Genomic DNA, 3754 nt, shown 5'->3' with positions numbered 1-3754 from the left:
TTAAATTATTGGGTGAGCGTGTTATGGCTAGGGACTTTGATCGTCAGGTTACAGAACTACAAGTGCGTGTCGCCATTTTAAACCGTTTCACTCATTTGGGTACGCCAGTCACTCAGCGTGTCTTTTAACCCATTATCGGGTAAGGGCAACTTATGCCTAAACCGTAATTTGTGCAACAAAGCCGCAACAAAACGTAAACTATGTGGACTTCCATTAACGGCCATTAATGCCATTTCAGCCGTTTGCTCATCATAGGGAATATACTTAATTGCTCTTTTATCATTATATAAAGCCAACCGATAAAGCTCGTTATTCTTCAACTTACCTGTTTTTTCTACTTCGGCTAAATATTTTCTAAAACACTCATTCTGTATCATTGTTAATATTCCATTTTAATTTGTTTTTCCAGAGCAAAAACAGTGGGCTTTTCAACCCACCATTTCAATCAATGATTATTTAAAACTTACGCGGTTATCGCTTATTTATTCACATTTCAACCGTTTTTAACGGTTTCATGTTCACAAAACGCGCTAATTGCAGTGCAATGCGTAAGTCCTATTTATGCTTCATTTTATGAATTTGTAATGCCTTGTATTGAACCAACCAATCGGTTAAGGCAATAAAAATCACAGATAACACTAAAACGGAATGAATAATTACTTCCCACTGTAGCGTATGTTCAGATAGATTTTTAGTATCAATAAAACTACGCAATAAATGAATTGACGAAATACTCACCAAAGCCATCCCTAACTTTATTTTCAATACACCTGCATCCACATGGTCAAGCCACTCAGGTTGGTCAGGGTGATCGTCAATATGCAAACGACTGACAAAAATCTCATAGCCCCCAATAATCACCATTACCAATAAATTGGCAATCATCACCACATCAATCAAAGCAAGAACAATCAATAAAATATCGTTATCGCTGTATTTCCCCAAATTAATAATTAAACCTGACAGCGTCACAAAAAACTTATAAACATACACAGCCAACGCAACAATCAACCCCATATACATGGGTAATTGCAGCCAGCGACTCCAAAAAATAAATCGAGCTGCTGCGTGTGTAAACTTTTGACTCATAAAAACTCCTCATTAAACCAAAGATGATACTCTTGTCTTTACACACCAAAAATAAGTCGGCATAGTTTAGGGCTTATTACACTTTTTTTGTATTAGCTTGTTATACAAGTTTCAGGATTTTCATTTTTTAATGTCACGCGTTTATTTACAAGTCGCTTTACCTGTGCCTTTAGCACAAGTGTTTGACTACAGCATTCCTGCGAGTTTTAGTCATACGCCACATATTGGCGCGCGGATTAAAGTACCTTTTGGCAAACGTGAATTAATTGGCGTGATTATTGGTGTGACCGAAACACCAGAATCACCACTTGATAAAATTAAACCTGCCCGACAGTTAATTGATGAGCATTCCTTATTTCCCCCCCAACTGATGCAATTATTAACGTGGGCAGCACAGTATTATCATTACCCCATTGGGGAAGTATTTAGCACTGCTTTGCCAACGCTGTTGCGTCAAGGTGAAGATTTATATGACAACCCCATTCATTGGCGTTTAACACCTGTTGGTTTACAAATTACCGCTGACACCCTAAGCCGCTCCGCCAAACAACAAGCCGCATGGCAAGCTCTTGAACCCCATCAAAGTCATGGCATTAGTGAAGATTTTTTAAAGAAAGTTCAAATTGAACGCGCTACGCTGCAAGCCTTAGCGAAAAAAGGCTTTGCCGAAGAATTTGGTCAATTAGCCATTCAAACAGGCACACCACAACTCAAATATGCCGAATCACCTTTAGTTGCCAACGAAAGCCAAACCACCGCCATTCATGCCATTACTGAACATTTAGGCCAATTTAAAAGCTTTTTGTTAGATGGGGTGACAGGCAGTGGTAAAACCGAAGTGTATTTACAAAGTATCGCTTCGTGTTTAGCCAACCATCAACAAGCCCTTGTTTTAGTGCCTGAAATTGGCTTAACCCCACAAACTGTGGCTAGATTTCGTTCTCGTTTTGCCGTTGAAATTGTCATGCTGCATTCAGGCTTAACCGATAGAGAACGTTTGCGTGCTTGGCGACGTGCTTATTTAGGTCATGCGGCAATTGTGATAGGCACACGCTCTACCCTATTTACCCCCATGCCACATTTAGGCTTGATTATTGTCGATGAAGAACATGATTTATCGTTTAAACAACAAGATAATTTTAGATACAACGCGCGTGATTTAGCCATTTTACGCGCACAATTGGCAAATTGTCCTGTCGTTTTGGGGTCGGCAACCCCCAGTTTAGAAAGTTTAGCCAATGCCAAAACAGGCCGTTATCAGCATTTATTTTTAAAAGAACGTGCCGCCAATGTCTCTCAACCTACGATTAAATTGATTGATTTACGCGGCCAAAAACTTCAAGCAGGTTTAACTTCTGCACTAAAAGACGCGATTGCCACCCGACTAAAAAAAGATGAGCAAGTGATTATCTTTTTAAATAGACGAGGTTTTGCACCTGTGTTGTTGTGTCATGATTGTGGTTGGCAAGCGAAATGTCCGCGTTGTGATGCCAAGATTACTCTACACCGTAACCCCTTGAGATTACATTGTCATCATTGTGGCTTTAGTCAGCAGCCACCCAATTTTTGTCCCGAATGCAACAGCAAAGAATTAAAAGCCATTGGTGCTGGCACAGTGCGTGTCGAAGAAGCCTTACAAGAGTTATTTCCCAAAGTGCCGATTCATCGTATAGATAGAGATAGCACCCAACGCAAAGATAGTTGGCACAATTTATATGCCGACATCGAAAATAACAAAGCCGCGATTTTGGTTGGCACACAAATGTTGGCTAAAGGTCACCACTTCCCTAATGTGACGTTGGTTGCGTTATTAGAAGCCGATAGTGGTTTGTTTGGGGCAGATTTTCGCGCTAGTGAACGTGTTGCCCAATTAATTACCCAAGTGGCAGGTCGTGCAGGTCGTGCGCATAAAGCAGGCTTGGTGTTGTTGCAAAGTCATCAACCTGAACATCCGTTATTGCAGCAATTATTAAGCACAGGTTATCAAGGTTTTGCTGAGTTGGCGTTAGCTGAGCGCGAGATGATTGGGATGCCACCGTATGGTTATTTGGCCTTAGTGCGTGCCGAAGCGCATTATCCCGAAATGGCACTCAACTTTTTGACTGAGGCAATGAGTCGAGGTCAAGTGTTGGATAATGCCCCTGAGTTTTGGGGGCCTATTCCTGCACCCATGGAAAAAAAGGCAGGGATTTTTAGGGCGCATTTGCTGTTAAAAAGTAGCCAACGTCGTCGTCTTCAACAGTTTTTGCATCGTTGGTTAACGATTGTGAATGATTTACCTGAAGCAAAACGTTTACGCTGGCATATTGATGTAGATCCGCAAGAGTTGGCTTAAGATTCCCAATCCTCTATTAACAAACTTTCTATACGACTAAACTCACGAACATTGTGCGTCACTAAAACACATTGATGAGCCATTGCTATCGCCGCAATTTGCATATCATACGCACCAATTAACAAACCTTTTTTAGCCAATTCAACACGAATTTATCCTAAAATTTTTGCAGACTTTTCGTCGAAACTTAAACTAGGAAATTGCAAACATAGCTCATCAATCAATGCTACATTTGCTATAGGTCGTTGACTTTTATAAGCCCCATAATACAACTCTGATGAGTGTTGAAAAAACTGTATGAGTAGATTTGGTAAACTTAAGAAGATTATT

4 protein-coding genes and 1 pseudogene are annotated in these 3754 nt (G+C 40.4%); 2 read left to right on the top strand and 3 right to left on the bottom strand.

The genetic code is table 11. The features are described 5' to 3' along the window. Positions 1-128 (top strand): annotated as a pseudogene (locus tag Q0212_RS08835) (IS5/IS1182 family transposase); the annotation flags it as partial. Here Q0212_RS08835 and Q0212_RS08830 read toward each other — a convergent pair. Continuing rightward, complete coding sequence (locus Q0212_RS08830; RefSeq protein ID WP_297924622.1) at positions 78-377, bottom strand: hypothetical protein; 300 nt, start codon at positions 375-377, stop codon at positions 78-80. The pseudogene Q0212_RS08835 and the gene Q0212_RS08830 overlap by 51 nt on opposite strands. Positions 378-555: 178 nt before the next feature. Further along, complete coding sequence (locus Q0212_RS08825; protein ID WP_297924620.1) at positions 556-1089, bottom strand: TIGR00645 family protein; 534 nt, start codon at positions 1087-1089, stop codon at positions 556-558. A gap of 130 nt (positions 1090-1219) precedes the next feature. On the opposite strand from Q0212_RS08825, the gene Q0212_RS08820 reads away from it, so the two are divergent. Continuing rightward, positions 1220-3424, top strand: coding sequence for a primosomal protein N' (locus Q0212_RS08820; protein ID WP_297924618.1), 2205 nt, complete (start codon positions 1220-1222; stop codon positions 3422-3424). Here Q0212_RS08820 and Q0212_RS08815 read toward each other — a convergent pair. Next, the gene (locus Q0212_RS08815) at positions 3421-3564 is read right to left on the bottom strand and encodes a hypothetical protein (RefSeq protein ID WP_297924616.1); all 144 of its coding nucleotides are present in this window, start codon (positions 3562-3564) and stop codon (positions 3421-3423) included. The genes Q0212_RS08820 and Q0212_RS08815 overlap by 4 nt on opposite strands. Positions 3565-3754 lie beyond the last annotated feature (190 nt).

The organism is uncultured Agitococcus sp., assembly GCF_937920075.1.
Classification (GTDB): Bacteria; Pseudomonadota; Gammaproteobacteria; order Pseudomonadales; family Moraxellaceae; genus Agitococcus.
This window is presented reverse-complemented; position numbering and strand designations above follow the sequence as displayed.

Bases quoted from the DNA above. Each gene is read 5' to 3' on its own strand.
- Q0212_RS08830 (WP_297924622.1), bottom strand. From the start codon at position 377: ATGATACAGAATGAGTGTTTTAGAAAATATTTAGCCGAAGTAGAAAAA.
- Q0212_RS08825 (WP_297924620.1), bottom strand. From the start codon at position 1,089: ATGAGTCAAAAGTTTACACACGCAGCAGCTCGATTTATTTTTTGGAGT.
- Q0212_RS08820 (WP_297924618.1), top strand. From the start codon at position 1,220: ATGTCACGCGTTTATTTACAAGTCGCTTTACCTGTGCCTTTAGCACAA.